Source organism: Helicobacter sp. NHP22-001 (assembly GCF_030270165.1).
GTDB classification, from domain to species: domain Bacteria; phylum Campylobacterota; class Campylobacteria; order Campylobacterales; family Helicobacteraceae; genus Helicobacter; species Helicobacter gastrofelis.
On sequence record NZ_BSWS01000009.1, the window covers coordinates 35,877 to 62,597 of the forward strand.

The 26,721-nt window shown below is 48.8% G+C and carries 26 protein-coding genes and 1 rRNA gene; 13 read left to right on the top strand and 14 right to left on the bottom strand.

Annotation, left to right across the window (positions count from 1 at the left end):
* Positions 1-234 precede the first annotated feature (234 nt).
* From QSJ47_RS06690 to ndk, 5 genes are read right to left on the bottom strand one after another with little or no spacing between them, the layout of a single operon-like run.
* Positions 235-1,227 carry a beta-ketoacyl-ACP synthase III gene (locus QSJ47_RS06690; protein ID WP_285602847.1) on the bottom strand — a complete coding sequence of 331 codons (993 nt, stop codon included), beginning with the start codon at positions 1,225-1,227 and terminating at the stop codon, positions 235-237.
* A 9-nt stretch (positions 1,228-1,236) separates the two neighbouring features.
* Positions 1,237-2,265, bottom strand: a complete 1,029-nt coding sequence (gene plsX, locus QSJ47_RS06695) for a phosphate acyltransferase PlsX (RefSeq protein ID WP_285602848.1) — start codon at positions 2,263-2,265, stop codon at positions 1,237-1,239.
* Positions 2,266-2,271: 6 nt separating this feature from the next.
* A complete protein-coding gene (gene rpmF / locus QSJ47_RS06700) occupies positions 2,272-2,421 on the bottom strand; it encodes a 50S ribosomal protein L32 (RefSeq protein ID WP_015106300.1) in 150 nt (49 codons plus the stop codon).
* Between the two features lie 10 nt (positions 2,422-2,431).
* Positions 2,432-2,785, bottom strand: a complete 354-nt coding sequence (locus tag QSJ47_RS06705) for a DUF177 domain-containing protein (protein ID WP_502875128.1) — start codon at positions 2,783-2,785, stop codon at positions 2,432-2,434.
* An 11-nt stretch (positions 2,786-2,796) separates the two neighbouring features.
* Positions 2,797-3,195, bottom strand: a complete 399-nt coding sequence (gene ndk, locus QSJ47_RS06710; RefSeq protein ID WP_285602850.1) for a nucleoside-diphosphate kinase — start codon at positions 3,193-3,195, stop codon at positions 2,797-2,799.
* A gap of 135 nt (positions 3,196-3,330) precedes the next feature.
* On the opposite strand from ndk, the gene QSJ47_RS06715 reads away from it, so the two are divergent.
* From QSJ47_RS06715 to QSJ47_RS06745, 7 genes are read left to right on the top strand one after another with little or no spacing between them, the layout of a single operon-like run.
* Positions 3,331-4,362 (top strand): type II asparaginase, encoded by a 1,032-nt coding sequence (locus tag QSJ47_RS06715; protein WP_285602851.1) that lies wholly within the window; start codon positions 3,331-3,333, stop codon positions 4,360-4,362.
* 9 nt (positions 4,363-4,371) lie between these two features.
* Entirely contained in the window at positions 4,372-5,424 is a 1,053-nt protein-coding gene (locus QSJ47_RS06720) for a GMP reductase (RefSeq protein WP_285602852.1), read from the top strand.
* Positions 5,414-6,016, top strand: a complete 603-nt coding sequence (locus tag QSJ47_RS06725; protein ID WP_285602853.1) for a molecular chaperone TorD family protein — start codon at positions 5,414-5,416, stop codon at positions 6,014-6,016. The genes QSJ47_RS06720 and QSJ47_RS06725 overlap by 11 nt, the downstream gene beginning before the upstream one ends.
* Before the next feature lie 8 nt (positions 6,017-6,024).
* Positions 6,025-6,267 carry a hypothetical protein gene (locus tag QSJ47_RS06730; RefSeq protein WP_285602854.1) on the top strand — a complete coding sequence of 81 codons (243 nt, stop codon included), beginning with the start codon at positions 6,025-6,027 and terminating at the stop codon, positions 6,265-6,267.
* A 15-nt stretch (positions 6,268-6,282) separates the two neighbouring features.
* Entirely contained in the window at positions 6,283-9,090 is a 2,808-nt protein-coding gene (locus QSJ47_RS06735; protein WP_285602855.1) for a formate dehydrogenase subunit alpha, read from the top strand.
* A 1-nt stretch (position 9,091) separates the two neighbouring features.
* Positions 9,092-9,733, top strand: coding sequence for a formate dehydrogenase FDH3 subunit beta (gene fdh3B, locus QSJ47_RS06740; RefSeq protein ID WP_053828273.1), 642 nt, complete (start codon positions 9,092-9,094; stop codon positions 9,731-9,733).
* Between the two features lie 9 nt (positions 9,734-9,742).
* A complete protein-coding gene (locus QSJ47_RS06745; RefSeq protein WP_053830779.1) occupies positions 9,743-10,612 on the top strand; it encodes a formate dehydrogenase subunit gamma in 870 nt (289 codons plus the stop codon).
* A 2-nt stretch (positions 10,613-10,614) separates the two neighbouring features.
* Here the strand turns inward: QSJ47_RS06745 and pdxA are convergent, their stop codons facing one another.
* From pdxA to QSJ47_RS06760, 3 genes are read right to left on the bottom strand one after another with little or no spacing between them, the layout of a single operon-like run.
* Positions 10,615-11,538, bottom strand: a complete 924-nt coding sequence (gene pdxA / locus QSJ47_RS06750) for a 4-hydroxythreonine-4-phosphate dehydrogenase (protein WP_221271361.1) — start codon at positions 11,536-11,538, stop codon at positions 10,615-10,617.
* Positions 11,528-12,304, bottom strand: a complete 777-nt coding sequence (locus QSJ47_RS06755) for a pyridoxine 5'-phosphate synthase (protein ID WP_285602856.1) — start codon at positions 12,302-12,304, stop codon at positions 11,528-11,530. The genes pdxA and QSJ47_RS06755 overlap by 11 nt, the downstream gene beginning before the upstream one ends.
* Positions 12,295-13,272, bottom strand: coding sequence for a glycosyltransferase family 4 protein (locus QSJ47_RS06760; protein WP_285602857.1), 978 nt, complete (start codon positions 13,270-13,272; stop codon positions 12,295-12,297). Before QSJ47_RS06760 ends, QSJ47_RS06755 begins: the two co-directional genes overlap by 10 nt.
* Positions 13,273-13,303: 31 nt before the next feature.
* Here QSJ47_RS06760 and QSJ47_RS06765 point away from each other — a divergent pair, with 31 nt between their 5' ends.
* The gene (locus QSJ47_RS06765) at positions 13,304-13,897 is read left to right on the top strand and encodes a phosphatase PAP2 family protein (protein WP_285602858.1); all 594 of its coding nucleotides are present in this window, start codon (positions 13,304-13,306) and stop codon (positions 13,895-13,897) included.
* 353 nt (positions 13,898-14,250) lie between these two features.
* On the opposite strand, the gene QSJ47_RS08230 is transcribed toward QSJ47_RS06765, so the two are convergent.
* Complete coding sequence (locus QSJ47_RS08230) at positions 14,251-14,613, bottom strand: HAD hydrolase-like protein (protein ID WP_352155404.1); 363 nt, start codon at positions 14,611-14,613, stop codon at positions 14,251-14,253.
* Between the two features lie 746 nt (positions 14,614-15,359).
* Between QSJ47_RS08230 and QSJ47_RS06770 the strand changes: the two genes are divergently transcribed.
* Positions 15,360-16,682 carry a hypothetical protein gene (locus tag QSJ47_RS06770; RefSeq protein ID WP_285602859.1) on the top strand — a complete coding sequence of 441 codons (1,323 nt, stop codon included), beginning with the start codon at positions 15,360-15,362 and terminating at the stop codon, positions 16,680-16,682.
* On the opposite strand, the gene gltX is transcribed toward QSJ47_RS06770, so the two are convergent.
* Together gltX and dapF are read right to left on the bottom strand one after the other, a co-directional pair.
* On the bottom strand, positions 16,679-18,061 hold the full coding sequence (gltX, locus tag QSJ47_RS06775) for a glutamate--tRNA ligase (RefSeq protein ID WP_285602860.1): 1,383 nt from the start codon (positions 18,059-18,061) through the stop codon (positions 16,679-16,681). The genes QSJ47_RS06770 and gltX overlap by 4 nt on opposite strands.
* A gap of 27 nt (positions 18,062-18,088) precedes the next feature.
* Positions 18,089-18,865, bottom strand: coding sequence for a diaminopimelate epimerase (gene dapF / locus QSJ47_RS06780; RefSeq protein ID WP_285602861.1), 777 nt, complete (start codon positions 18,863-18,865; stop codon positions 18,089-18,091).
* Positions 18,866-18,907: 42 nt separating this feature from the next.
* Between dapF and QSJ47_RS06785 the strand changes: the two genes are divergently transcribed.
* Positions 18,908-19,960: an AI-2E family transporter gene (locus QSJ47_RS06785; protein ID WP_221271371.1), complete on the top strand. Its 1,053-nt coding sequence runs from the start codon at positions 18,908-18,910 to the stop codon at positions 19,958-19,960.
* Here the strand turns inward: QSJ47_RS06785 and QSJ47_RS06790 are convergent.
* Positions 19,953-21,602: an L-lactate permease gene (locus QSJ47_RS06790; protein ID WP_285602863.1), complete on the bottom strand. Its 1,650-nt coding sequence runs from the start codon at positions 21,600-21,602 to the stop codon at positions 19,953-19,955. The genes QSJ47_RS06785 and QSJ47_RS06790 overlap by 8 nt on opposite strands.
* Positions 21,603-21,964: 362 nt before the next feature.
* A complete protein-coding gene (locus QSJ47_RS06795; RefSeq protein ID WP_285602864.1) occupies positions 21,965-22,552 on the bottom strand; it encodes a thiamine phosphate synthase in 588 nt (195 codons plus the stop codon).
* Positions 22,553-22,900: 348 nt separating this feature from the next.
* On the opposite strand from QSJ47_RS06795, the gene trpD reads away from it, so the two are divergent.
* From trpD to trpB, 3 genes are read left to right on the top strand one after another with little or no spacing between them, the layout of a single operon-like run.
* Positions 22,901-23,911: an anthranilate phosphoribosyltransferase gene (gene trpD / locus QSJ47_RS06800; RefSeq protein ID WP_285602865.1), complete on the top strand. Its 1,011-nt coding sequence runs from the start codon at positions 22,901-22,903 to the stop codon at positions 23,909-23,911.
* On the top strand, positions 23,904-25,259 hold the full coding sequence (gene trpCF / locus QSJ47_RS06805; RefSeq protein WP_285602866.1) for a bifunctional indole-3-glycerol-phosphate synthase TrpC/phosphoribosylanthranilate isomerase TrpF: 1,356 nt from the start codon (positions 23,904-23,906) through the stop codon (positions 25,257-25,259). The genes trpD and trpCF overlap by 8 nt, the downstream gene beginning before the upstream one ends.
* Position 25,260: 1 nt before the next feature.
* Positions 25,261-26,430: a tryptophan synthase subunit beta gene (gene trpB / locus QSJ47_RS06810; protein ID WP_430886778.1), complete on the top strand. Its 1,170-nt coding sequence runs from the start codon at positions 25,261-25,263 to the stop codon at positions 26,428-26,430.
* Positions 26,431-26,614: 184 nt separating this feature from the next.
* Here the strand turns inward: trpB and rrf are convergent.
* A 5S ribosomal RNA gene (gene rrf, locus QSJ47_RS06815) occupies positions 26,615-26,721 on the bottom strand; the annotation flags it as partial.

Consider the following 26,721-nt stretch of genomic DNA (forward strand, 5'->3'; position numbering starts at 1 on the left):
AAACCTTAAAGGCTGGGGATGCTAGGGGATACTATCAACTGGCAGCCTTGTATGTGCGTGGCAGGGGAGTGAAGCAAAACATTGCAAGAGGTCTTGGGTATCTACAAAAAGCCATAAGACATGGAGAAATTAGAGCTCACCACGCAATGGGGCAGAATACACCTCTTAAGAAAAAGGCAGTCTCTCAAGAAGAGTCTGCACTTTCAAGGGCTAGCTAGGCTGGCTAGAGAAAGGCTACGCCTTTTCTCCAAAATACACTAGCGCAGAGCCCCAAGTGAGGCCGCCACCAAAGGCATCCAAGAGCATTAAATCGCCCGTTTTGAGCTTGCCCTGCTCGTAAATTTCGTTCATCGCCATAGGGATGCTCGCGGCTGAAGTGTTGCCGTATTTTTGCACGGTCAAGACCACTTGTTCCTCTTTGAAGGCGAGCTGGTTTTGCACCGCTTGGATGATGCGCAAATTCGCTTGGTGGGGGATAAAGTAAGCGACCTGCTCGGGGGTGATGGTGTTGGCCTGAAGGATTTCCTCCACATCTTTAAGCAAGGTTTTAATCGCAAGCTTAAAAATTTCATTGCCCTTCATGTGCAACGCTTGGCTGTCCTCATACCCGGGGCAAAAGGCACTGGCTTTAATGTTTCTTGGGGTGTAAAGGTAGTCGCCAAAGTTGCCATTGGCTGCGATTTTGACATCTAAAATGCTCTTTTTCAAGTCCTTTGTGGGTGAGATCACGCATGCACCTGCCCCATCCCCAAAGAGCACACAAGTGGAGCGGTCGCTAAAGTCTAAAATGCTGCTGCACTTCTCCGCCCCCACAATCAGCACATTTTGATACATCCCACTCTCCACAAACGCCTTAGCGGTGGCGAGCAAGTAAATAAACCCACTACAAGCGGCAATGAGGTCCATGCTGGGCGTGTTCTCTAGGCCTAATTTCGCGCTAAGACCGCAGGCGGTAGAGGGCATGGCGACATAATCCGGGCTCAAGGTGCCCACCAAAACCAAATCAATGTCCTCTTTTTTTAAGCCTGCCCGCTCAATGGCAAGCTTGGCCGCCTGCACGCCTAAATCGCTGCTCTTTTCCTCTGGGGACGCAAAATAGCGGGTCTTGATCCCCGTGCGCTTTTGTATCCACTCGTCCGTGGTGTCTAAAAGCCCCTCAAAGGCGCTGTTGGGGACACAATTTTGGGGGACATAAGCCGCTACAGAGCGCAACATCGCATAGGGCATAAATTTCCTTTAAGAGACAGGGGGGCTTTGCGTGCCCACATTTTTATGGCTGAAGGCTTGCGCCATTTTCTGTGCCACGCCGCTTTCCTTCGCCCGAATCGCCTGATAAATGGCGCATTCAATCGCCCGCGCATTGCTCTTACCGTGGCTGATGATCACGGCTTTATTCACCCCCAGTAGCGGTGCGCCGCCATACTCGGCGTAGTCGGTCTTTTGCTTGAGTGTGCCAAAGGCTTCTTTTAAGAGAAACGCCCCGATTTTGGCACTGAAATGCTCTTTGATCACGGTTTTAAAAATGCTGCCGATCGCGCTGGCGACCCCCTCGGTGGTTTTGAGCACAATGTTGCCCACAAAGCCATCGCACACCACGACATCCACGCTATTAACGAAAATGTCGTTGCCCTCCACATTGCCCTTGAAAATGGATGTATTTTCGGCAAATAGGGGGTAGTCGTGGATGAGCTTAAACGCCTCTTTGGTGAGGCTATCGCCCTTGCTGTCCTCCTCACCATTGGCTAAAATCCCCACCGTGGGGTTGTCGTAGCCCAACACGCTTTTAGCGTACTCATAGCCCAAAATGGCAAAGTCCAGCAGATACTCCGCCTTGCAATCGGTGTTCGCACCCACGTCTAGGCACAAGCTCGCCCTCTTGCCCACAGAGGGCATGAGCGTGCATAAAGCGGGGCGGCTCACGCCCTTAATGCGCCCGAGCTTGAGCGTGGCAAGCCCCATTGTCGCCCCGCTATGCCCGGCCGAGACTAAGGCATCTGCCCCGTTTTTTAAAATATCCATCCCCACGAAGATCGAAGCCTCTTTGCGCTTGAGCGCCTCGGTGGCCTGCTCCTCCATGCGGATAAAGTCGGGGCAGTCAATAACCTCCACTTTAGAAGCCAAATCCTTAGAAATGAACGCCTTTGCCTTCTTGGCATCGCCCACTAAAATGGGCTCAAACGCCCTGCTCGCTAACGCCTTAGAAACGCCCTCAATAATGGGTAAGACCCCAAGGTCTGCCCCCATCATATCAACAACGATTTTCATCGCTACCTATTTATAATTGCCTGTGAATCGATTGACAAAATGGGGCAATTTCCAGCTACCGTCCTTGCCTTTCACGGGCATGGCTAATTTAGCTGTGTAATGGGTGCGGCGTTTTCGCGCCCTTGTTTTACTCACGCGTCTATCAGGTACTGCCATTTTTCATCCTTTATGCTTGGTCTAAATAGTGATAATCGGCTTGGATACTCTGCACCTCCGAGCGCAAAATATCCTCTAAATCAATGACACCGCCGAAACACTCAACGGCATCTAGGGCATCCACGCCCCAGCCCTCCAAACTCTGTTTAGGGTCAAACACCCCGTCGCACAGCAGGAGTTTTAAATCTTGAGACAAGGTTTTGTTAAAGACTTCGGCGCTTCTAGCGCACACAACTTCCACCTCTCCGTGCAAACGCCCCTCGAGCACAAAGAGTTTCGGGGCGACTCGGCGCACCTGCCCGTCTAAGCGCACACCCTCAAAGGCGCACGCCACGGATTTCGCAGAATGCCCGATTTTTTGCATTTCTAGGCGCACTATTTGCTGAAGAAAAAGGCAATTTCTCTGTGGGCGTTTTCTTCGCTGTCGCTGCCATGCACAACATTGGCATCAATGTTTTCGGCAAAATCCGCCCGAATGGTGCCCGTTTTAGCGGCTTTGGGATCAGTTGCGCCCATCAACTCGCGGTTTTTCTCTACAGCGTTAGGCCCTTCTAGCACCATCACCACCACCTCACCGCTGGTCATAAAAGCGATGAGATCGTTGAAAAAGGGGCGATCTTGGTGGATGGCGTAAAACTCTTCAGCCTGCGCTTGGCTTAGGTGCAGGCGTTTGATTTTCACCACCTCTAGCCCCGCCTCTTCAAAGCGGGTGATGATTTTGCCGATGATGCGTTTTTTCACGCCATCGGGCTTGATGATAGATAGGGTTTGCATGCGCGTCCTTACTTGAAGTCTAAACCGCCCATTCTAGCAAAATAAGCCGTGTTTTTAGCTTAATCTAGGCACATTTACCCAGTGTGTAGAAAACCACGCTAGAGTCGGGCCATTTAGTGTTTTTGAAGGATTTTTATGCGTTTGCTTTGGTCTTTGTTGTTTGTGGGGGTGTGTTGGGCAAAACCTTTGATCTATGTGCTTGCCACAGGCGGGACGATTGCGGGCAACTCTAACAGCCATTTAAGCAGTGCTTACAAAGCGGGGGTGGTGGGCGTGGATGTGCTTTTAAAGGCGGTGCCCCAGTTGCAAGAGCTCGCCACTTTGAAGGGCGAACAAATCAGCAACATCGGCTCGCAAGAGATGGACAACGTCACTTTGTTGAAACTGGCCAGACGCACCCAAGCCCTGCTAGACAAGCCCGAAGTGCAGGGCGTGGTGATCACACACGGCACCGACACAATGGAAGAGAGCGCGTATTTCTTAGACCTTGTGGTGCACAGCAAAAAGCCCATTGTGTTTGTGGGGGCAATGCGTAATGCCAGTTCTCTTAGTGCGGACGGACCGCTCAATCTTTACAATGCCGTGGCGGTGGCGGTGAACAAAGAGGCGCAGGATAAGGGGGTTTTAGTGGTGATGGACGATGCGATCCACGCTGCTAGGGAGGTTAGCAAAACCAACACCACGCACACGGATACCTTTAAATCTTTAAACACGGGTCCTATCGGCTCTGTGATTTACGGGCAAGTGCACTTTTACATGCAGCCCTTAAGAAAGCACACTTTTAACAGCGCATTTAACATCGCCAACATCAAAAGCCTACCTAGAGTGGACATCCTCTATGCGCATGAAAACGACAGCCCCGAATTTGTGCAAGCGGCGTTGGCTAAGGGAGCTGAGGGGCTTATCAGTGCTGGCATGGGCAATGGCAATCTCTTTCCCTCTGTGTTAAATGCCTTGGCCACTGCTACAGAAAATGGCGTGGTGGTGGTGCGCTCTAGTCGGGTGGGCAGTGGGGAGATCACCCAGCCGGGCGAAATCAACGATGCCAAGTATAAATTTTTGACCAGCGACAATTTAAACCCTGCCAAAGCCCGCATCCTTTTAATGGTGGGGCTCACAAAGACCCATGACTTAAAAACCCTCCAGCGGTATTTTTTGGAGTATTAAGGATTTGCCATGCACATGGATGCACATGAATATTTGGATTTTGAGGATGTGTTGATCAAGCCTAGGCGCAGCCCCATCAACTCCCGCCAAGAAGTGGATTTAACCCGCAACTTTAAGACCAGGAGCGGGTTTGTGTTAAATGGGGTCGGAGTGGTGGCGGCAAACATGGACGGCGTGGGGACTTTTAGCATGGCTAAAGCCCTAGCCCAGGAAAAGATGTTTACCGCCTTGCATAAATTCTACACCCTAGAGCAGTGGGTGGAGTTTGCCAAGGACAACGCCGCCATCTTGCCCTATGTGTTCATCACCATAGGCACAAGTGAGGCAGAGTTAGAAAATCTTGGGCGCATTTTAGAGGCGATCCCCATTTTGACCAACATTTGTGTGGATGTCGCCAATGGCTATAGCGCGCACTTCTTGCCCCATGTGGCTAAGGTGCGCGAGAAGTTTCCTAATAAAGTACTGATGGCGGGCAATGTGGTGGGGGCAGAGATGAGCGAGGCACTCGTGCAAGCGGGGGCAGACATTGTCAAGGTGGGCATTGGCCCGGGCAGTGTGTGCACCACCCGCAAAATGACAGGTGTGGGCGTGCCGCAATTTTCGGCGATTGTGGAGTGCGCGCAGGCGGCGCACGCCTTAGGCGCGCTGGTGTGTGGGGATGGGGGCTGTGTTTGTGTGGGCGACATCGCTAAAGCCCTAGCCGGGGGGGCGGATTTTGTGATGCTAGGGGGGATGTTTGCCGGCCATGCCGAATCCGAGGCCAAGATTGTAGACAAAGAGGGCAAGCCCTATGCTTTATTTTATGGCATGAGTTCATACACCGCCCAAGAACACCACGGGGGGGTGCGCTCTTATCGGGCCAGCGAGGGCAAAGAAGTCTATTTGCCCTTTCGGGGGGCTGTGGCGGCGCGTTTACAAGAGATTTTAGGCGGACTGCGCTCCACTTGCGCCTATGTGGGGGCAACCAACTTAGAGGAACTACCCAAGAGAGCGATTTTTATTCGGGTGCGCCGGCAAATTAACCCCATTTACGACCACTTAGAGAGTCCACATGGAAGTTGACTTAATCCACGCTCGGGCACTTTACTACCGCCTGTGGCACTATCTTGTGGTGTTCGTGCACAATGAAGAGCTGTTTAAAGAGTTGCAGAATTTAGTAGCGCATTTAAAAGACTATCCTTTCAACACCCAAACTGCGCAGGCGTGGCAGGAAATTGAGAGCTTTTTGGGGCAGGGTTTAGAATCGTTTAAAGCCGAGCAAAACTCCGTGTTGTTTGCCCCCGGTGAGCAGTTTGTGCCCTTGAGTGCATCTTATTATTTAGAGGGGCAGGACAATGGCAAGAAACGCCTAGAGGCGATTGCGCTTTTAAAAAAATCGGAGCTGCAGATCGAAAGCCACACGCTGAGCGCCCCCATAGCTGAGGACGATTTGGCATTTTTGACCTTGATGATGAACGCTTTTTTAAAGGAGATGTTGGCTAACCCACACTTCTTTGCGCTGCACGCCACGCTCTTTAAAGACTTCTTCCATTTATGCGGCGATGCCTTCATCAACGCCATTTCTACACACCAAAGAAGCGTGTGTTACAAAAATTGTGCTATAATCCTCAGCGCATTTATCCAACACGAAAGATTATTTTTTAATCTGGTCTAGGAGGTTTAATGAACGAAAGTGGGACGCGGGCAGAAAACGGAACTCCAACAAGACGTGGGGCTTTAAAGAAATTAGGGATCTTGGGTGTGGGGGCCCTCTCTAGCCAAAGCCTGCTAGCGACCATGCCTGAAAGGCGTTTTCCGGACACGGATGCTAATAGCAATGGCGTGGTGGTGGGCAAGAGCAATAAAAAAGAAATTCTTTACCACAAAACCCCCGCTTGGGAGATTTTTTATAAAAGTGCATGGTAGTTTTAAGGAGACAACATGGGTAATTTAAGTCGGCGCTCGTTCTTAAAAATGGGCGCAATCGGGGCGGGGGCAGGCGCAAGTCTTGCCTTTGCCAACACAAAAGCCACTAAGAAAGAAGCCACCATTGACCCCAACGAGGGGGTCAAACGGGTGAAAACAATTTGCAGCATTTGCTCGGCAGGGTGTGGGATCATCGCTGAGGTCAAAGACGGGGTGTGGATCCGCCAAGATGTGGCGCAAGATCACCCCATCAGTGCGGGCAGCCATTGCTGTAAGGGCGTGGATCAAATCGACTTGGTCAAATCCAAAATGCGCCTAAAATACCCCTTAAAAAGAGAGGGCGGGCAATGGAAGCGCATCAGCTACGAGCAGGCCATTGATGAGATCAGCAAGAAGATGATCGCCATGCGCGAAAAGTATGGCCCCGATAGCATGATGTTTCTAGGCAGTGCGAAAATGAACTCGCAACAAGCCTACTACTGGCGTAAGTTTGCCGCCTTTTATGGGACAAACAATATAGACCATATAGCCCGCATTTGACACAGCACCACAGTCGCCGGTGTGGCGAATACATGGGGGTATGGTGCGATGACAAACCACTTCGGGGACATTGTCGGGCATTCTAAAGCGATTTTGATGATCGGGCTAAACACCGCCGTGAGCAACCCGATCGGCTTTAAGCACTTTTTGCAAGCAAAAGATCGCAACAACGCCAAATTAATTGTGGTCGATCCGGTCTTTACAAAAAGTGCGGCCAAGGCAGACATTTATGTGCGGATTCGCTCAGGCACGGATATTGCCTTTGTGTATGGCATGTTGCATTTGATCTTTAAGCATGGCTGGGAGGATAAAGAGGTCATTAAAAACCAAGCCTATGGGATCGATGCGATCAAAAAAGAGGCGTTGCACTACACACCCGAAGTGGTCGAGGACATCACGGGCGTGCCTAAAGAACTGCTCATCCAAACCACAAGGGTGTTTGCGCACGCTAAACCCGCCACTTTGGCGTGGTCTCTTGGAATCACGCAGCACACAGTGGGTAGTAGCAACACGCGCATTTTGTCTATCTTGCAGTTAGTTTTAGGCAATATGGGTAAAAAGGGTGGGGGCTGTAATATTGTGCGTGGGCATGACAATGTACAGGGGGCCACGGATATGTGCTGTGTCGCGGATAATTTGCCCGGTTATTATGGCTTAGGTGAGGCTAGCTGGAAGTATTACGCCAAATGCTGGGGCGTGGATTATGCCTATTTACAAAAACGCTTCTTTAGCCCTGAGTGGATGTTTAAAAAGGGCTTTAGCGTGTCGCTTTGGTATGAGGGCGTGTTGCAAGAGAGCAAGACCCACTCCAGCGCACCCATTAAAGGCTTGTGGGTGCAGGGCAATGGGGTGAGCTCTTTGGCGCACAACATCAAAATGGCACAAGCTATTGAGAAATTGGATTTAATGGTGATCGCCGAACCTTTCTTGAACGAGGCGGCGATTTTGACCGACAAACCAGACGGCGTGTATGTCCTACCCATCGCCACGCAATTTGAATGCGAGGGGACTGTGGTCGCCACGAATCGGGCTGCCCAGTGGCGATCCCAGGTGGTTAAACCTTTGTATGAAGCCAAGCAAGACCACGAATTGATGTTTGAAATGGCTAAGAAGTTTGGCTTTTATGAGGAATACACCAAAGCCCTGCTCTGTGACTTTGATAAAAACGGGGATTTGGTGCAGGTGAGAAAGAGCTTTAGCTGGCCCGAAGATGCCACCCGTGAGATTGCGCGCACGGTGAAAGTGATCGGGCTTGGAGGTTGGACTCCCGAGCGACTCAAAGCCCAACAAGAAAATTGGCACATGTTTGATTACATCAGCCAAGAGGGCTATGGACCGATGAAAGGGCAGTATTACGGCTTGCCCTGGCCGGCCTGGACTCCAGAGCACCCCGGCACGCCCATTTTATACGACACAAGTGTACCCACCAAAGAGGGCGGCATGGGCTTTAGGGCGCGCTTTGGCGAAGAGCGCGATGGGCAAAGCTTGTTGGCCGATAAGAGCGTTACCATTAAAGGCTCAGCCATTAAGGGCGGTTATCCTGAAATCACTAAAGCCAACATTGAAAAGGTGTTAGGAATCAAGCTCACCGAGCATGAAAAGGCTATTATGGGGGATAATTGGAAAGTCGATACTAGCGGGCTCATCCAAAAAAAATGCGATGAAAAGGGCGTGTGTGTCTATGGCAATGCCCGCGCGCGCGCCATTGTGTGGAACTTCATCGATCAAATCCCCAAACACAGAGAGCCTTTGCACTCCCCACGCCCCGATTTGGTGAAAAAATACCCCGCCATTAAAGACCAAGTGAATAATTTTAGAGTCGATGTGCGCTACATCAGCGAGCAAAATAAAGAAGTGTGGGCGAAAGAATTCCCCATTGTGATCGCCTCCATGCGCTTGGTGAATTTGAGCGGAGCGGGCATGCTTGAGCGCACGAGTAAATATCTCTCCCACATCACGCCGGAGATGTTTTGCCACATACACCCCGATTTGGCTTTAAACCACGGGATTAAAGATGGCGAAATGATGTGGGTGCATTCACCCGAGGGGACTAAAATTAAAGTCAAAGCGATCTTTAGCCACGCTGTCACCCCCGATCGCATTTGTATGCCTTATAGTTTTGCGGGGATTTTGCAAGGCGTGGATTTAAGCCATCGCTACCCCGAGGGCACCAAGCCCTACACTATCGGCGAGAGCTCAAACACAATCACCAACTACGGCTTTGACCCGGTAACCCAAATCCCTGAATTTAATGCCGGCTTGTGCCGCATTGAAAAGGCTTAACATGGCAAAAAACTTAGAAGCTAGCAAACAAATCCCCAATGCCAATCGCATGAAATTTTATTGCGATGATAACCGCTGTATCAGCTGTTTTGCTTGCTCTGTGGCGTGCTCGCACTCTAACGAGCTAGAAGTGGGCTTGAACCGGCGTAAAGTCATCACGCTATATGAGGGCGTGGAGGGCAAAGAAAAATCTATCTCCATTGCTTGCCAGCACTGCACAGACGCACCCTGCGCGCAGGTGTGCCCCGTGGATTGTTTCTACATTAGAGAAGATGGCATTGTTTTACACAACAAAGAAACTTGCATTGGGTGTGGGTATTGCCTTTACGCTTGCCCCTTTGGTGCGCCCCAGTTTCCCAGAGATGGGGCATTTGGCGTGCGTGGGGTGATGGATAAGTGCACCATGTGTGCCGGCGGACCCGCCCCCACCCACTCTAAAAAAGAAATGGAGCTTTATGGGGTTAACCGTATTGCCAGCGGGCAAGTGCCTATGTGTGCGGCGACCTGCTCGACTAACGCCCTTTTGGTGGGCGATGCCTTGAGTATCGCTGACATTTATAGAAAAAGGGTCATGGCAAAATACGCCAACGCCCAAGACTTCAAAACCAAAGCAGCGCACCAACTAGAGGGTGCCACGCCTTAAGGGGGGCTTATGAAAAAACTTGTGGCTTTTGTGGGGCTTGCGATGGGTTTAAACGCCCAAACCACACCCCTAGATCAAGAGCGCATTTTAGGCATTTTGCCCTATGGACAAACCCACACGGGCAAGTTAGGGGCGATTTGGACCTTGTGGCAAGGGCATTATTTTTTATGGCTCTTTTTAGCCATGGTAGTGGGGGTCGCCTCAGCCTTTCTCTTACACTACCTTGTCATCGGACCTAAGCAGTTTGCGCACAGCGGTCAAAAAGTCCCCTTTTTTAGCTTGTTTAATCGGATCGTCCATTGGATTGCGGGGGTGTCTTTTATTCTGCTTGTGCCTACGGGACTTGTCATGGTCTTTGGTGCGTTCTTTGGGGGAGGCGCGTTTGTGCGCCTTTGTCGGATCACGCACAGCATAGGCTGTGTGATCTTCATCATCGCCGTGATCCCTATGCTACTCATGTGGTTTAAACCCATGATTTTGAGCCTCGCAGATTTTAAATGGCTCTTTATCATGGGCGGATATCTTAGCAAAGAACATAAACCCGTGCCGGCGCATAAGTTCAATGCGGGGCAAAAGACTTGGTTTTGGGTGGCGACTTTGGGCGGGTTTGTGATGATCGCCAGTGGCGCAGTTCTTTATTTCAACACCAATGATTTAAGCCAAATTGCCGACTTTTTGGGACTCTATCAAATCTCGCTCTTGCGTTTAAGCGCCTTGGTGCATAACTTCTTTGGGCTCATGCTAGTGGGCTTTTTCATCGTGCATTTGTACATGTCTTTGTTTGCCATTAAAGGCTCTTTGCAGTCCATGATCGATGGCGATAAGGAGCTTGAAGAGGTGAAAATCCTGCACAGCTTGTATTTAAAAGAGGGGTATTGATTTTAGGGCTGTGAGAGCCATCTAAGGGCGTTTTCATAGCTCTTGGTGCTGGCTTTGTTTTGGTAAGCGATGTCAAACGCCACGCCGTGATCAACCGATGCCCGTTTGATGGGTAAATTTAAAGATACATTGATGCTTTCTTCAAAATAAAGGGCTTTTAGGGGGGCCAGGCCGACATCGTGGTAGAGGGCCACAAAATAGCGGTGCTTGGCTCTAAAGTGAGGCGTAAAGGCGCTGTCTGCCGGCACAGGTCCTAAGAATTTAGACATTCTTAAAAGCGTGTTGACTTGCTCAATCGCCTCTTTAACCTCTCTATCCTGCATGCCGATCGCCCCATTGTCCCCACAATGCGGATCGATCCCCAAAACCACAATCTGTTCATCCGTATTTAAAACCCACGCTAAGCTGTGTAAAAACTCTTTTAAAGGCTCTAGGCGCACCCTAGCACTCACCACACTTAAAGGGATGTGTTCGCTAAAGAGCGCAACCCACAGACTAGGGCAACCAAGCACCATGATCGCCTCTTGTTGGTATCTTTCTCTTAGTAAAGCAGTGTGCCCGGGGGTGTTAATGCCGGCCAGTTGCCAAGCGTGCTTGTGAATCGGCAAGGTGCAAACCCCGCTAACCTCTCCATTGTCTGCCAAGTCCAAAGCCTTTAAAAAACTCGCATGGCTGTAAAATCCGCTTATCTTGTCTATTTGGGCGGGCTTGATGGCAGGCGTTAGAGCGTTGGGGGCGGCACACTGCATGCTCTCTAGGGCTTTGGTGTAAGCGTGGTTTAAAAGGGTGTTGGCTTGTGTTAAAAGTTCTAAATGGACGCAATAAAGGGGCTGGCAAATTTGACTAATTTGTGCGTGTGCCTTTAGGGCGATCTCTAGCCCCACGCCTTGGATGTCCCCGATAGAGATGGCGATTTTAAGGCGCACAAATCGCCTCTTGCATGGATTGAATGGCTTTTTCTAACCCCATAATCACTGCCCGCGCGATGATGGCATGTCCGATGTTAAGTTCGCTAATACCCTCTAACTTTGCCACGAGCCCCACGCTCGCATAATTCAAGCCATGCCCGGCGCACACCTCTAGCCCCATTCCTTGCCCTTTTAGGGCACTTTGGGCGAGCTCTTGTAAGCTTAGTTCAAGCATATTTTTTAAGGCAATGTTGTCCTCTGGCAAATCTAGGCGGTTTTTATGGCGTTTAAAGCTTGTGTAAAGGGTGTTGAAAAGGTTGCTGAATTTGCCCGTGTGCAGCTCCACAACCCCCACACCTAATTCCAAAGCCCTTTGCAAATTTTCAAGGCTCGGATCAATAAAAAGGGCAACTTCAATCCCGCAATCGGCATACGCCTTAATTGTGTCTTGCAATTTGGGGTGTTTTAGGTTTAGTCCCCCCTCTGTGGTGATCTCTGCGCGCCTCTCAGGCACTAGGGTAACTTTAAAGGGCTTTAGGGCGCATAGGATTTTGGTGATTTCAGGGTCGATGGCACACTCGGCGTTGATGGGCAGCGGAGCGTGCTTGAGGATGCTTATGACATCATCCTCGTGGATGTGGCGGCGGTCTTCTCGTAAATGCAAGGTGATCAAATCCACGCCCGCATTTTTGGCGATGAAGATCGCCTCTAGGGGGTCGGGTTCGTGGATTTTTCGAGCCTCTCTAAGCGTGGCGATGTGATCGATGTTTAAACCTAGACGCATGTTTGTCCTTCTTTCAGTTTAAAGTAAAGCTTGAGATACCCTAGTACAAATAGGGCGATGAGGAGCAGCAGGGCGTAGGGGTGGTGGCGGGCAATGTAGCTTATCCACATAAAAGGGGTGTTGGCTAAAACGATGGTAAGACCCGTTAGGGCATTGGGGTTTAAAAAGCGGGGCTTCTTTTGCAGGGTCTTAAACAGCAAGGTGTGTAGGTGCAAAGCATCGGGCAAGGTCGCCTTTTGTTTTTGCAACTTGCGGCGTGTGATAGAAAACAGCACTTCGGTTACAGGATAAACCATTAAAGCCAGCCCAAACCACGCGCTCACCACCCCTTTAAGCGACAAGTCCATGAGACTTGCCCCTAAAATAAAGCCCAAAAGGTAAGCCCCCCCATCGCCTAAGAAAATACGCCCTTTAGGGAAATTGAGCACCAAGAAACCCAGCACCGCCCAAAACAACGCCAAAATGAAGGGGTTTGGGGTAGCCAAATAAATAAAACCCAGTGCCAAGCAACTAAAGCCCCCCGCTAGCCCGTGAAAGCCATCAATGATGTTCATGGCATTTACCACACCCACGAGCATGAACACGCTAAGGGGCAGGGCTATGATCCAAGGCAAGCTAAAGAGGGGGGAGAAGTCTTTAAGCACTAGGGGGGCAAGCAGCACTACAAGCAGCGCGCCTAGACTCTGTAAGATCAGACGCAACTTGGGGCTTAAAGAGAAGTTTAAATCCTCTAAAAAGCCACTGATAAAAATAAGCACCCCCCCCAAAAAACCCCATACGCCCAAACCCCCCCCACAAAAAACAAACACCGCAAAGATCCCAAGCCCCCCCGCTCTAGGGGTTTTTTTGGTGTGAAAGCCTTGTGGCTTGTTGGCGTTGTCGGTGAAAATTTCTGTGTTTTTGGCGTAAAGGATCACGCCCAAGGCACAAGCAAAACTTAGTAAAAAGTAAGCAAACATAAAGGGCATTATACCCTAACAAAATGCTATAATGCACCCTATGCTAAAAAAGTTATCCCGTTTGTTTGTCGTGTTTTTATTGTTTAGCAATTTGGGGCGCGCTGAGATCTCTCGCGACGCCGTGATCTTAGAGGACATTGGCGATGTCTTGCGCCTAATGCCCATATTTGTGGGTGTGGTGAGTCTTGGCATGCGTGATTATCGGGGAATGGGCGAGCTAGCCATCGGCTCTTTGGTCACCCAAGGGGTGATCTATGAAGTTAAAAATATCTTTTCAGATGCCCACAAAAGGGGGGCGTATGTGCCCTTTGCCAAACGCCCTTGTTGTGATAGCTGGCGGGGGATGCCAAGCGGGCATGCCGGGGGGGCGTGGAGCGCGGCGGGGTTTGTCTACTACCGCTATGGCTGGAAGCCCGCCCTGCCCGTGATTGCCCTAGCGATCTTAACCGATGCGAGTCGGGTGGTGGCACGCGAACATTCCATTTTGCAAGTAGTGGTGGGCTCGCTCATTGGCTGGGGTTTTGCTTACCTTTTCACCTCAAAATACCGCCGTAACTGGGAGTTATATCCGGAAATTTCTGTAAATGAAAAGGGCTATACCCGCTATGGGATGCACTTCCATTATAGATTTTAGCGATTAAAGCAGGATATAAGCCCCTAGCTGTGGAGTGTGTTGCAAAATTCGATAGGAGACTAGGAAGTCTAGGGGGAGTTTGGATAATCTAAGCCCTCTATGTTATCACAAGTTTCCCGTAGCACAAAATTTTTAGGCAATAGTTTCTAGCATAACTGACCTCAAAGATATAGCTGAAGAATCGATCCTTGATATAAAAGCAAGGACCATAGAATAAATTATTATAAACAAAAGGCAGGGTCCACAAGTTGTATAGCGCAGATGTACTAGTTGGAATACATGGGTAAATCTTTCTAGAGTACACAGTTTTTCACATGTTCTTAAAGTCCCTTGCAGAACGCAATTGTGGAGCTTTATAGATCTGTGCAAAATATTTCTTGAAGTATAGAAAAATCAAGTTCGTTAAAACAATCTAACCAGTTGCGTAGTTGGAAGACTTTGCCAACCCATTTATCAAATATAAGTTTTGAAAAGATACCCGTCTCGTGCAATAAAAAGGATATCCGTAATGGAATTTTGCAGGGCATATTCCTTGATATACTGGGCAAGCCTACACCAAGGAAACCGGCATATTGGATAAAAAATATTTGTAGCCCACTCTCTTGAGCTTTATTGTGATCAGAGTGTGCGTTATCACCTATATGTAGAATTTGACTGGCTTGGATTTGTAAATCTTGTAAAACCTGCTTATAGAGATTCCCACTTGCCTTACTCACTTTAGAATGACTAGATACATAGAGCGCATTAAACCCTGTAAAACTCTTTTCTTGCAAAAGTTAACATAAAAAATCCTTGGGGAGATACATGTCGCTTACAATCAAAACTTTCTTGCCTAGGGACCTTGCATATTCATAAATCTCTCGCATTTCTATATTTGGTTGTAGCATTAGACTCACTACAAAAAACCTAGACAACTTCATAGGTATACATCCAAGCAAGATAAAAAAATTCTTAGATGACTTATTATGGGCTTTTTGGTGAGGAATTGTTAGAATATGCTAATTGTAAGTGAGCGAAAGTCCGCTCCTCGAATTGTCCGCCCGTTCTAGCATAGGGCAACTAAAATCCGCTAAAAAATTAGCAAGAAATAAAGACATGCCCCACTCTACCATGACCCACATTAAACCCTAAATGAAGCCTCCAAAATCTGCTATAACAGCCCCTTTAGTTAAAACCAAAAGGCGTCAAAGTTGCCTCCAAGTTAAGCGTGCTTTTAACATCACATCTACAGAGGACATCACCCGTTATACCTTGTGTTTCAATGGGCAAAAAGAATGCAAAAATGTCTTATAAAATGATCTAGATAGGAGTGGGTTTAAAGTTTATTAGGGACAATTAGGGCTTTAAGATAGACTTATTGGTTACTAAATTTATATTATCAATGTGATAAAGGGGTTTTAAGGTTTATCTTATTTACTTTATGTTAAAAGTCATTCGTCTTTCATTTTTTACAAGGATTACAATGAAAACCATAAAAAAAGCGTTAAAGCTTGGTCTGTGTGCTGCAGCTGCAGTTGCTTTCTTACCGACACAAGCAAGTGCGGTCGCTTTCGCCTATGATTTAAAGTTCATGAGCTTTACTTATAACTTGGCGGGCAAGAATAACCCTTATTGGAATAGCTTGGTCAATATGAAAAATAGAATCATGCCCGAGATCGGGATTCAGTTTGACAAGCATCAGTCTATCATGTTTGGGGCGTGGTTTATCCAAAACCTCCACACCCACATTAGTTACTTCCCCTACTCTTGGGGCGTTACGATGTATTACAGCGCGGTGGGCAAGGATTTTAGGACCTACATTGGCATCATCCCCAGAACCTACACCATGGCAAACTACCCCCTAGCCGCCTTTAAAAAACTCTTTTGGTTCAAAGACCCCACCGTTAGAGGCGCGATGTTCCAATACAAACCCACCTATAACCCTAACCGCTGGTGGAATGGCTGGGCGGAGTTCATTGTCGACTGGTATGGCGGGCGCAACTGGAACAATGTTTGGGGTAAGAAATACGCCGCCAACCACTACAACATGAACCAAATGCTCTACTTTGGGGGGAGTGAGTGGTCGTTTTTAAAAGGGTATTTGGGCTTTGGCGGGCGCGTGGTCGCCTTCCACAACACCAGCTCTTATAGCATGGGCGATCCTTACCCCTTTGACGGGCACTCTGACCCGGCTATGCGTGGACAAACTCCTCTATGGCCCGGGGGCTACCCCTATGCCAGCGGCGAGCCTCTAGGCGGTGTGCCCGGGCAATATGCCAACCCCACCGTGCTCGATCGCATTTACTACTATGGCTACATCAAAAGCAACCTTAAACGCTTAGCCCCCTTCTTGGACAAACTCTCTGTCGCCTTTGGCACCATGAGCGAGCAAGAGCATTACTGCGTGCGCAAAGGCAATAGTTGCGGACCTAGCCAGTGGTATAACAGCTTTGGTGGGCAGTTTGACTTTGACATACAATACAAGGGCTTTGGCTTTTACGACAAATACTACTTCTCCGACAAGCCCCAAATGAAATTTTATGGGACTTATGGGCGCGCGCTCTACACAGGCTTGCCATGGTACCACGCGCCTAACTTCGAGCGCATCGCGCTTTACTATGTTTACAAAAACAAGTACCTCAGCGTGCGCGCGGATGCCTTCTTTAACTTCATGGGTGGGGGCAATGGGCATAGCCTCAATGGGCATGGCGGTCATTGGTACACCACCTTCCAACAATTCGTGACCGTGGCGATCGACACCCGCCAACTTGTGGATTTCATCCGTGGCCACAGCCACAAAATCTAAAGGGTTAAAAACACCTTTAATCTCTCTAGGCTCGCTTGATAGCCTAGAATAAATAAAGCCTCTTTCACCCCGATCCCCCCCGCTTCTCCAAGCAGGGCGATCCTTAGGGGTAACATCACCGCCCCCGCTTTAAGCCCCTGAGTTTGCATAAAGGTGTGTAGGGTTTTGTCTAAAGTTTCTGGGCTACTAAAATCTTGCGCTTTTAGGCTAGCCACAAGGGCATTTAACACCTCTAGGGCTTGCTCTTTGTTTTTAAGCTTGTCTAGGGCGTAGTGTGTGGGCGGGGTTAAAACTTTAGCCACCTCGTGCGCCATGTCTTTGAGGGTTACCACCCGACTTTTTAGGGCTTCTAGCAAAATATCTTGTTGCGCCGGGCTTAGGGCATGAAAGCCATTTGGCAAGCTAAAATCTTTCAACAAGGCCTTGAGCGTGTCTAGGGGGCTTTCTTTAAGGTAGTGGCTGTTTAACCACTCTAGCTTATGCGGGCTAAAGCAACTGGGTGCGCTGTTTAAATCTTTGGGGTTAAAAAACGCCTTCATCTCTTGCAGGCTAAAAATCTCTTGGTCTTTGTGACTCCAACCCAAACGCACCAAGAAATTTAAAAGTGCATCCCTAAGATAGCCCAACGCCTTATAATCCATCACCCCCATCGCCCCATCTCTTTTACTGAGTTTGTGCCCTTGTTCGTTTAAAATCATAGGCACATGGTAGAAGTTAGGGATTTTAAAGCCTAGGGCTTGGTATAAAATGATTTGTTTAGGTGTGTTGCTTAAATGGTCGTCCCCTCTAATGACATCGCTAATCTCCATTAAAGCGTCATCAATGGTAACCACAAAATTATAAGTGGGTACACCATTGGAGCGTGCGATCACAAAGTCGTCTAGCTCCTCGGCTTGCACGCACACCTCCCCCTTAACCCCATCTTTAAAGTGCACTTCCCCACTTAAAGGGGCTTTGATACGCACCACGGGCTCTATGCCACTGGGGGGCGTGCCTTTAAAGTCGCGGTAACGGCGATCGTATCTTGGGGTGAGCCCCTGCGCCCTCTGCGTTTCTCTTAAAGCTTCTAATTCCTCTTTAGACATATAACAATAATACGCCTTGCCTTCATCAAGTAGCTGCTGTATGTAGCCCTTGTAAATGTCTAGCCTTTGGGACTGATACCAAATTTCGCCATCCACCTCTAGCCCCACCCACTCAAAGGCTTTTAAAATCGCCTCTGTAGCTTCCTGCACATTGCGATCAAGGTCTGTGTCCTCAATGCGTAAATAAAACTTCCCCCCACAAGAGCGGGCGTAAAGGTAATTGAAAAGGGCGGTTCTCAAGCCGCCTATGTGTAAATGCCCCGTAGGCGAGGGTGCAAAGCGTGTAATCACCATTTTTTAATCCTTTTAAAAACCTAAATTCTAGCAAAGGGCATTGCAATAGTCAATGACTGCCCCCACTCTCTTTACCGCTCCGCTAAACAACACTTCGTTATTTTCTAGCCCCAAAGTTAAAATCTCTCCACTAAGGGGGATACATTGCGCTTTAGGTTTTGCTCCCTTTTGTTGTGCCACAAAAAACACCGCTGCCATGCCCGTGCCACAAGCCAGCGTGATGTCCTCCACGCCCCGCTCATAAGTGGCTAGGTGGATTTTTTCTAGGCTTTCTAGGTAAGCGTAGTTGACATTGGCATTAAAGCGTTGGCGTAGAGTTTGCATCGTGGGGGTTTTGGTTTGAGGTATCTCGTTTAAGCTATCCACAAAATGCACTAAGTGGGGCACGCCGCTATTAATCAACGCCCACTCTTGCCCCTCAATCTCTAAGCTCTCTAGCCATTTGGGCGTGCCTAAATTGCTTTGCACCACTCCGCCCGTTTCTGTGATTTCCAGCACTTCTAGGCTAATCACCCCCGCCTTGCTTAAAAAACAATGCTTTTTAGGGGCGAGCCCTTGCAAGTAGGCGTAAAGCCCCACGCACCGACTCGCATTCCCGCACATGTTCGCCAAACTCCCATCAGCGTTGTAAAACTCCCATGTATAGGCGTGTTTGGGGTGGGGTAGCAAGATAACCAAGCCATCCGCCCCAAAGCCATAATGGCGGTTACAAAGCTCTTTGGCTAGGGCTTGGCGGTTAGCAGGTTTTAAATGGTGGGTGATTAAAAAATCGTTCCCACTGGCGCAATATTTCTCTAGGTGCATGTTTTGCCTTTTTGGGTATTATAAAGTAAAAAAGCGAGTTGCATGCGTCCTGTGTATTTCTTTTGGTTTTTGTTTGCGGTGTCCTTTTATTGGATGCTCTACCTTTATGAAGATTTTTTAATGGATTTGCTCATCGCCGGGCTGCTCTGTGTCACGATCTTTTGGCTCAAAGAGTTTTTTGACCACTATATGAGCAACATTTGCAGCTCCCTTTTGTGTGTGGTGGTGCTCTTAAGCTTTTTAGTGGTGCCCATGTATTTTCTCATTTACAAGAGCACGGATTTCATCACCCACTTAAATCTAGAAAAATTTGCCTTCTACTTCAACAAGTCCAAAAGCGATCTCCTGCTCTATTTGGAGCACTTCCCCGTCTTAAGTGCCTACGCCCATAAAATCTTGTCTAATTTTTCAGCGCATACTTTAATGTCCTACGCCTTGCACCTTAGTAGCGGGATTGGCAAGTACAGCCTCAAATTTGCGAGCGACACGGCGATGGTCTTGGTCTTTTTGTTTCTGTGTTTCTTTTACGGGGAACGCTTTTACGATTATATTTTGGAGATTCTGCCCTTTGAGAAGATCCAAAGCCGGGGCATTTTTAGAGAAGTGGCGGGGATTTTGCGCGTGGTCTTGTTGACCTCTATCATCAATGTCGTTTTGCAGGGCATGGCCTTTGGGGCGTTGGTGGCGGGCTTTGGGCTAGATTGGCTCTCGCTTGGGATTTTATATGGGCTGTCTTCTTTAATCCCCATTGTGGGGGGGGCTTTGGTGTGGGGTCCCGTGGTGGTTTATGAGCTTTATCGCCACAACACAAGCACAGCCATCATCATCGCCCTTTATTCGGTGATCTTCATCGGTGGGGCGATCGACAGCCTGATCAAACCATGGCTCATTGGTTTCATTAAACGCCAAGTGCTGAAAATTTCGCTTAAGATCAACGAGATTTTGATCTTCTTTTCAATCTTGGCGGGCATTAGCAAGTTTGGCTTTTGGGGGATCGCCGTGGGCCCCACCATCACCGCCTTTTTCATCGTGTTTTTGCGCCTATATGAAAAGGTTTTCACTTCTAAACCAAAGCATGTGAGTTTGCCTAAGTAGTGGGCACCACTTGGGGGAAAGCGTAGGCGATCACGCTCACCACAATCCCGATCAAGATCACAAAGGCGATCGAGTATTTGACCGTGAATTTAAACAGATCGGATTCTTTGCCCGCCAGCCCCACCGCCGCGCAAGCGATGGCGATGCTCTGTGGGCTAATCATTTTGCCTAAAGTCCCCCCCACGGTGTTGGCGGTGAGTGTTAAGATTTCTGGGATTTTAAGGTTATTGGCGGTGAGCTGTTGCAAGGAGCCAAAGAGCAAATTCGAGCTGGTGTCGCTGCCCGTTAAGAAAACACCCACCCACCCAATGATGGGCGAGAAGAAAGTAAAGGCTTTGCCCGTGTGGGTGAGCGCAAGTGCCATGGTCGCTGAGATGCCGCTGTAATTAGACACAAAGGCAAAGCTTAAAACAAGCCCGATCGTTAAAATGGGGTAGCGCATTTCCTTTAAGGTGTCGCCAAAGACTTCTATCGCATCGTGTGCCTTCACGCGGAGCACAAAAATGCTAATGAGTGCGGCCACTAAAATAGAAGTGCCCACGGTGTTGATCAAGGGCAGTTTAAAGACCACAGGGCTAGCTGCACTCTTGCCCTCAACTACAAAGGGTGCGCTCTTTAAAATCTTTTGGCTGATGCTGCTAAACTCAAAATAAAAACTAGAGAACGCCAACGCCCCCCCTTTAGCAAAGAGCGTCTTAAACCATGGCTGGGTCCAAATCACAATGGTCGCGATCAAGATAATGAAGGGGGCCCACGCCACCAAGACCTTACAGATATGGTGTTGTTGTTGGCTGGTGGAAACTTCCTTGCCATCGCTTCTAAAAATGTGCTTGGGTTGCCAAAAGCGCAAAAATACAGCGGTTGCAATGAGCGAAACGATCGCCGATAAAATCCCGGGCAACTCTGGCCCTAGATGGTTAGAGCTTAGATACTGTGCGAGTGCAAAACTAAAGGCGGCTACGAACACAGCAGGAAAGGTTTCTCTCACTCCCCTAAATCCGTCCATTAAAAACACAATGAAAAAGGGTACTAATAAACTGATGAAAAATAAAATCTTGCCCGCCATAGCACTGATAGAAAGCGCGCTCACGCCCACCGCCCCCGCCATGGCGGTGATGGGGATGCCCACTGCCCCAAAAGCCACGGGCGCAGTGTTGGCAATGAGGCACAGCCCCGCCGCATACAAGGGGTTTAGCCCAAGACCGACTAAAATCGCCGCCGTGATCGCCACAGGTCCGCCAAAGCCGATCGCCCCCTCTAGGAATGAGCCAAAACAAAACCCGATCAAGATCACCAAAATGCGGTGATCGGGGGTGATGGCCTGCACGCTCTCTTTTAAAATCTCAAAATAGCCCGACTTGACGCTGAGTTTATACAAGAAAATCGCCGCAATGATGATCCACGAAATGGGCCAAAGCCCATAGAGAAAGCCGTAAATAAAGCTCGCCCCCACCATCACAGCGGGCATTTTGTAGACAAAAAGGGCGATCAGCACAGACAACGCCACGCTTAAAAACGCTGCGGTGTGTCCTTTGAGCTTAAACACAATCAAGGACGCAAAAAAGAGCACAATGGGTAAGACCGCCACAAGCGCGCTTAGCCAAATATTGCCCCCCAGGGGGGCGTAGACCTGATGCCACATACAAACTCCTATGAACTAAAGCTTGAGTATAGCATAAGCTTAGTGGGAGTGGGAGCTAACCTACCAACTACACCGACAACTCCCTAGAAGTTGTAAACATAATTCACAAAGACCAACACATGGCACTTGTGGCCAAGGTCTAAAAGCTCCTAGCTCCTTTGGGCTTTGAGGTGGCTGTTAAGGCTAGGGGGATTTAGTCCCACTCCAAACCCGTGGTGTAGTGCCCAATAGATTCTAATTGAAACTTAAAGAATCCGCAGCAGTGTCCATGCGTCTGTGTCGCTCTTCACAAGTTTAAAAAGTGTGTTTGTGTTGGTTTCAATCTTGCTCTCTTCTTTTTGTTTGTCAATAGTTGATGGTTTTTAGGGATTTAGAAAATAGCGGATGCTTGCAAAGCCTTTCATTTGTAGAGTTTTCACAAGATCTACTTCGTTAGTGGAGATGATCCCACCCAAAGCAAAAATACGGGCTTTGAGTATGGAACTTAGGGCCTTGAAATAATCCAAACCTAAGGGGGGAGGCTTGTTTGGTGTGGCAAAAAGGGGACTTAGGGTGCAAAAGTCAATGCCTAAATCCAGGGCTTTTTGCACTTGTTCAACGCTGTGTGCGCTGTAAAAACTCTGTAAATTCTTAGGGATTTTAGGCGCAAAGTCTAAAGCATTACTCTTTAAATGCACGCCGTGAAAGCCGTGTTTGAGGGCGCAATCTAGGCTGTCTTGTGGGGTTTTTAAATTAACATAAGCCACAACCTTAAAAGCGGCACAAAGGTGTACAAAGGAAGCACAAAGGGAGAAACTAATTGCCGGGTTAGTGGGTGAGCTCAAGTTTGTCTGCCTTAAACATGCGCGGCTAGGGGTGTGGGTTTTAAAGACCTGAGTCAAACACTCTTTGAAGTCTTTTAAGCTAAGGTCTACAAAAGACTCTGGGATGATAAAATAAGACTCAAACATAAACACCAAAGGATTAAAATTAGTGGCGATCCTAGCACAAAAATGCCAAACCCACCCATATTTTTATTAATTATAAGAGCCCAAAGCCTTAGCGTTCATCTGTGGGTTACCCATTAGCCTAGTCAATTCCTATGGGAAATGTAATTTTGGCTTGTAGCCATGCCAACTCTTCTAAGCATGTATAACTAGAGGAATCTTTGTGGTTATCCACACAAATACAATCATCGGCTCAAGTGTGTGTTGTTTGTTATCGTTTAACCGCCGCCACACAAAAGCCCCACCACCTATAAGCTTTAGATTGCGTGTGCTATAATCCCCCTTTATGAAAACGCCAAAGTAAAGACCGCCATGCCCCTTTACACAGATTTACTAAGCCAGCTTTGCGCCAAAGAGGATTTAAGGGAGGATCAGGTGTGGGCATTTTGGACAGGCGTTTTAAGCGGGCAGTTTAGCGACATTGAGTTAGGGGCTTTGCTCATCGCCCTAAAGTGCAAGGGCGAAAGCCCGCAAGAGATCACAAGCAGCGTGCAGGCATGTTTGCAAGAGAGCCAAGCCCTAAATATCCCCTTTGCGGTTGTGGATAATTGTGGCACGGGTGGAGATGGCAGCAAAAGCTTTAATATCAGCACGATCAGTGCCTTTGTGTGCGCCACGCTAGGCGTGAAAATGGCTAAAGCGGGCAATTACAGCTCAAGCGGGAGCGGGAGTGCCGAATTTTTAGAGCACTTGGGTTTCAACATCCACCTAAGCCCCAAACAGGTTACGCAAAGCCTGGATTTAGCTAACTTCGCCTTCCTTTTTGCCCCCATTTTCTACCCCAGCTTTGCCAAGGTCGCCCCCTTAAGAAAAGCCCTAAAAACCCGCACGCTCTTTAATTTATTAGGGCCGCTCTTAAACCCCCTACGCCCCAAAGCCCAGCTTTTAGGCGTGGCCGCCCCCAAATTGTGTTACCCCCTTGCTTGCACCCTGCAAAATTTGGGCCTAGAGCGTGCGTTAGTGGTGCACGGCTCAGGCTGTGATGAAATCGCCGTGCACGGGGAAACTTTAGTCTGCGAGCTAAGGGAAGGGCAAATCAAACAATACACGCTAGAGCCTAAAGACTTTGGGCTTAAGAGCCATCCCCTAGAGGCGTTGAAGGTGCAAAGCGTGCAAGAGAGTGGGCGCATTTGTTTAGACTTACTGCAGGGAGGTGGCAGCGAGGCGCAAAAAGCGAGTGTGATTGCCAACAGTGCGGGGGTGTTGTTTGTGGCTGGACGGGTTAAAGATTTTAAAGAAGGGGCCAAGCTTGCTAGAGAGTGTTTAGAGAGCAAACAAGCCTACACCCACTTACAAAGGATGGTGCAATTAAGCCATGCATGACTTGCTAAAAACCATGTTAGAGCACAAGAGAAAAGAGGTGCAAGCCTTGAAAGAGCGCTATAGCCTACCCGCTGAGCTTAAAGCCAGCCAAAGAAATTTTAAGGAGGCTTTGCAAGAGCGGCGCACGAGTTTTATTTTAGAGTGCAAACAAGCCTCCCCCTCTAAGGGCTTGATTAGAAGCCCCTTTGATTTAGCCAAAATCGCTAAGGTGTATGAAAAGTACGCCACTTGCATTTCGGTGCTGACTGATGAGAAGTATTTTAAGGGGGCGTTTGAGAACCTGCGTATCGTGGCCCAGCACTCCACCAAGCCCCTTTTATGCAAAGACTTTATCCTGGACCCCTTCCAGGTGCGCCTAGCGCGGCTTATGGGTGCGGATGCGATTTTATTGATGCTTAGCGTGCTTAATGATGAGAGTTATACAGAATTAGCCGCCCTCGCCAAGTCTTTAAACATGGCGGTTTTAACTGAAGTGAGTAATCAAGCAGAGTTGCAACGTGCACTTACCTTAAATGCCCCCATTGTGGGTATCAACAATCGAGATTTAAAAACCCTCAAAGTGGATATTCACACCACCCTAGAGCTCGCCCCTTTGATCCCTGAGGATAAAATCCTCATTAGCGAGTCGGGGATCAACTCACACGCAGTGGTGAAACAGCTATGCCACAAGGTGCAGGGCTTCTTGGTGGGCAGCCATCTTATGGCACAAAAAAACCTAGAAAAAGCGTGTAAAAAGCTCATTTTAGGGGAAAATAAAGTCTGTGGGCTCAGGCGGGCAAAGGATGCTAGGGCGGTGTATAAACATGGCTTCATTTACGGCGGGCTCATTTTTGACCCCCAAAGCCCACGCTACATTGCGCCCAAGAAGGCCAAAAAGCTCATTGAAAAAGTGCCTAAGTTGGACTTTGTGGGCGTGTTCGTGCAAGCCAAGCCCAAGACGATCATTAAAAGAGTCTACCAGCTAGGGCTTAAGGCGGTGCAATTGCACGGCCGTTATAGTGCAGAGGATTTAAGCCTACTACAAAATGCCCTAGATTGCCCCGTGTGGGCGGTGGCAAGCATTGACCCGCATGCTAAAAAATTGCCCCAAATCCCAAGTACTCCTTTAGTGTTGTTTGATAGTAAGGGGGCGAGGGCGGGGGGCAATGGCGTGGCGTTTTCTTGGGAGCTTTTAGAGGGCTTTAAACGCCCCTTTATGCTTGCCGGTGGGCTTAATGCGAGCAATTTAGAAAAGGCAGTGGCCATAGGGGCTCTAGGGCTTGATTTAAACTCAGGACTAGAGAGCGCGCCGGGCAAAAAGAGCGGGCAAAAAATCGCCCAAGTGGCGAAAATGTTACGGGAGTATTGAAATGCAGCGGTATTTTGGAGAATTTGGGGGGGGCTTTGTGCCCGAGCTGTTGGTCCCCGCCCTCACACAATTAGAGCAGGCGTTTGAGGCTTGTTTAAAAGACAGCGGGTTTCAAGCCGCATTAAGTGAGCTTTTAAAGGACTTTGTAGGTCGGCCAAGCCCTTTAACTTTGGTGAAGAACTTTTGCCCCAACCCTAAAGTGAAAATGTATTTAAAACGAGAGGACTTGATCCATGGGGGGGCGCACAAGACTAATCAGGCTTTAGGGCAAGCCCTCTTAGCGCAAAAAATAGGTAAAAAGCGTGTGATTGCCGAAACGGGGGCGGGACAACACGGCGTGGCAACCGCCATTGCCTGCGCGCTCTTGGGGCTAGAGTGTGTGGTGTATATGGGGGCTAAGGACATCGAGCGGCAAAAGCAAAATGTCTTTAGGATGCGCTTACTTGGCGCACAGGTGCAATCTGTGGAGAGCGGATCGGCAAGTTTAAAGGACGCGATCAATGAAGCCCTTAGAGATTGGGCAAGCTCTTATGCCACCACCCACTACCTTCTAGGCACCGCTGCTGGCCCGCACCCCTACCCACAGATGGTTAAACATTTCCAAAGCGTGATCGGCATAGAGGCTAGAGCGCAGATTTTAGAAAAGGAGGGCAAACTGCCCGACTCTGTCATCGCTTGCGTGGGCGGGGGCTCTAATGCGATTGGCATTTTTGCCGGCTTTTTAGAAGATACAGCTGTGGGCTTGGTTGGGGTTGAACCCGGAGGGCTTGGGCTAGACACCAACAAACATGGGGCGACTTTATGCAAGGGGAGTGTGGGGATTTTGCACGGGTGCAAGACTTATATTTTGCAAGATGAGCAGGGGCAGATCCAAGAGAGCCATAGCATTTCGGCTGGGCTAGATTACCCCGGTGTGGGGCCAGAGCATAGCTATTTAAAAACAAGCGGGCGGGCGCAGTATGTGGCGGTGAGTGATGAAGAGGCTTTAGAGGCGTTTGTGCGTTTAAGCCAAAGCGAGGGTATCATCCCCGCCCTAGAGAGCGCACACGCCCTAGCTTATGCCTATAAACTTGCCAAAGAGTGCAAGACAGAGAGCTTAATTCTTGTCAACTTAAGCGGTCGGGGGGATAAGGACCTAGCCACAGTGCAGGGGGCGTTGGGGGTGTGTTAGTTTTTAGGGTAGGGCTTAAATTTTTTTCTGGATATGTAACCTTAAACCAAAGAAAAGAACCCTTACTGCTCAAAAGGGGGACTATATTTGTTTTTAGGAGAATCACAACGTCTACTAGGGTTGTTGCAACGCTCTACAACACAAAAACGACTTTAAGATTGTTTGAAAAAAACGGAGTTTAAACCCCCCGCATCACCCTACTTTCCCACACTTGAAAAATGCAGTATCATCGGCGTAAGAGAGCTTGACTTCCAGGTTCGGGATGGGGCTGGGTATTTCCTCTCTTCTAGG

Bases quoted from the DNA above. Each gene is read 5' to 3' on its own strand.
- QSJ47_RS06690 (WP_285602847.1), bottom strand. From the start codon at position 1,227: ATGCCCTATGCGATGTTGCGCTCTGTAGCGGCTTATGTCCCCCAAAAT.
- plsX (WP_285602848.1), bottom strand. From the start codon at position 2,265: ATGAAAATCGTTGTTGATATGATGGGGGCAGACCTTGGGGTCTTACCC.
- rpmF (WP_015106300.1), bottom strand. From the start codon at position 2,421: ATGGCAGTACCTGATAGACGCGTGAGTAAAACAAGGGCGCGAAAACGC.
- QSJ47_RS06705 (WP_502875128.1), bottom strand. From the start codon at position 2,785: ATGCAAAAAATCGGGCATTCTGCGAAATCCGTGGCGTGCGCCTTTGAG.
- ndk (WP_285602850.1), bottom strand. From the start codon at position 3,195: ATGCAAACCCTATCTATCATCAAGCCCGATGGCGTGAAAAAACGCATC.
- QSJ47_RS06715 (WP_285602851.1), top strand. From the start codon at position 3,331: ATGCGTTTGCTTTGGTCTTTGTTGTTTGTGGGGGTGTGTTGGGCAAAA.
- QSJ47_RS06720 (WP_285602852.1), top strand. From the start codon at position 4,372: ATGCACATGGATGCACATGAATATTTGGATTTTGAGGATGTGTTGATC.
- QSJ47_RS06725 (WP_285602853.1), top strand. From the start codon at position 5,414: ATGGAAGTTGACTTAATCCACGCTCGGGCACTTTACTACCGCCTGTGG.
- QSJ47_RS06730 (WP_285602854.1), top strand. From the start codon at position 6,025: ATGAACGAAAGTGGGACGCGGGCAGAAAACGGAACTCCAACAAGACGT.
- fdh3B (WP_053828273.1), top strand. From the start codon at position 9,092: ATGGCAAAAAACTTAGAAGCTAGCAAACAAATCCCCAATGCCAATCGC.
- QSJ47_RS06745 (WP_053830779.1), top strand. From the start codon at position 9,743: ATGAAAAAACTTGTGGCTTTTGTGGGGCTTGCGATGGGTTTAAACGCC.
- QSJ47_RS06755 (WP_285602856.1), bottom strand. From the start codon at position 12,304: ATGCGTCTAGGTTTAAACATCGATCACATCGCCACGCTTAGAGAGGCT.
- QSJ47_RS06760 (WP_285602857.1), bottom strand. From the start codon at position 13,272: ATGCCCTTTATGTTTGCTTACTTTTTACTAAGTTTTGCTTGTGCCTTG.
- QSJ47_RS06765 (WP_285602858.1), top strand. From the start codon at position 13,304: ATGCTAAAAAAGTTATCCCGTTTGTTTGTCGTGTTTTTATTGTTTAGC.
- QSJ47_RS06770 (WP_285602859.1), top strand. From the start codon at position 15,360: ATGAAAACCATAAAAAAAGCGTTAAAGCTTGGTCTGTGTGCTGCAGCT.
- gltX (WP_285602860.1), bottom strand. From the start codon at position 18,061: ATGGTGATTACACGCTTTGCACCCTCGCCTACGGGGCATTTACACATA.
- dapF (WP_285602861.1), bottom strand. From the start codon at position 18,865: ATGCACCTAGAGAAATATTGCGCCAGTGGGAACGATTTTTTAATCACC.
- QSJ47_RS06785 (WP_221271371.1), top strand. From the start codon at position 18,908: ATGCGTCCTGTGTATTTCTTTTGGTTTTTGTTTGCGGTGTCCTTTTAT.
- QSJ47_RS06790 (WP_285602863.1), bottom strand. From the start codon at position 21,602: ATGTGGCATCAGGTCTACGCCCCCCTGGGGGGCAATATTTGGCTAAGC.
- QSJ47_RS06795 (WP_285602864.1), bottom strand. From the start codon at position 22,552: ATGTTTGAGTCTTATTTTATCATCCCAGAGTCTTTTGTAGACCTTAGC.
- trpD (WP_285602865.1), top strand. From the start codon at position 22,901: ATGCCCCTTTACACAGATTTACTAAGCCAGCTTTGCGCCAAAGAGGAT.
- trpCF (WP_285602866.1), top strand. From the start codon at position 23,904: ATGCATGACTTGCTAAAAACCATGTTAGAGCACAAGAGAAAAGAGGTG.
- trpB (WP_430886778.1), top strand. From the start codon at position 25,261: ATGCAGCGGTATTTTGGAGAATTTGGGGGGGGCTTTGTGCCCGAGCTG.